Annotated in this window: 2 protein-coding genes; one reads left to right on the top strand and one right to left on the bottom strand. The window is 28.3% G+C overall.

Annotation, left to right across the window (positions count from 1 at the left end; translation table 11 throughout):
• A partial coding sequence (locus tag AMN70_RS02475) for a YidC/Oxa1 family membrane protein insertase (RefSeq protein WP_143323403.1) occupies positions 1-718 on the top strand: 718 nt, incomplete at its 5' end.
• Here AMN70_RS02475 and AMN70_RS05610 read toward each other — a convergent pair.
• Positions 715-948 carry a hypothetical protein gene (locus AMN70_RS05610; RefSeq protein WP_102133136.1) on the bottom strand — a complete coding sequence of 78 codons (234 nt, stop codon included), beginning with the start codon at positions 946-948 and terminating at the stop codon, positions 715-717. The genes AMN70_RS02475 and AMN70_RS05610 overlap by 4 nt on opposite strands.
• Between the last annotated feature and the right edge of the window lie 63 nt (positions 949-1011).

Genomic DNA, 1011 nt, shown 5'->3' on the forward strand with positions numbered 1-1011 from the left:
AGATGTTCTATTTGAGTCTTTGTGGAATTGGATGCGTTATATAGTTCTAGGGATAATGTACGTTTTATATTGGATAAATGATTTAATTTCTAACTGGGGTTTATCAATTATAGCATTATCAATATTAGTTAGAATTGTTATTCATCCTATTGCAAAAAAAGCTATTGAAACACAAGAAAAATTAACAAAACTGCAAAATGAATTGCAACCAAAGATAGATGAAATAAAAAAAAATTATGAAGGTAGTGAACAAAGTGAAAGAATTTTGCTTTTGTATGAAAAATATAACACAAGCCCACTTGCAACTTTAAAACCCTTGGCAGCACTTGGAATCCAAATTCCAATATTTATTGCATTATTTCATTTACTTGGACAAACCTTTGACCTTAAAGAAGCAAGCTTTTTTTGGATAGATTCTTTGGCAGAGCCTGACAAATTATTTGATATTGGAGTAGATATACCTTTTTTTGGTAATTATTTTAATCTATTGCCAGTTTTAATGTCGTTGACGAATCTTTTAAGTATTAAAGTTAGTTCAGTGAGTTCAGATATAGAGCCGAATTTTAAAAAAAATTTAGGACTTTGGATAATGACACTAGCATTTTTTTTACTTTTTTATTCTTTTCCTTCAGGCATGGTTCTCTACTGGACTATGGCTAATGTTTTGCACTTGTTATATTGTTTGTCTAAAAAAGATAATAGTTTGAAAATTTTTTAATCTTTATCATTTTTTTTGTCTTCATCTTGATCAATATTTATTTTCTTTCTAATTCCTAAAAGTTTTAAAAATTTATGCCAGTAAAGTTTTAATGCTAGAACGATAGCTGCAAGTGCTCCAAATATAGCCTGTAAAATTATACTTCCTGTACCTGGGTCCAAGTAAGCGTGCGCACTTGTAAAGGTAAAAAAAAACGATATAAGAACAAAATATACAATTTTTAGTTTCATTTGGTTCTATGACTACATCAAAAAATAGATATTACAATATCTTTTTAGAAAACACATTCACCA

The organism is Candidatus Pelagibacter communis (genome assembly GCF_001179925.1).
Lineage (GTDB): Bacteria > Pseudomonadota > Alphaproteobacteria > Pelagibacterales > Pelagibacteraceae > Pelagibacter > Pelagibacter ubique_E.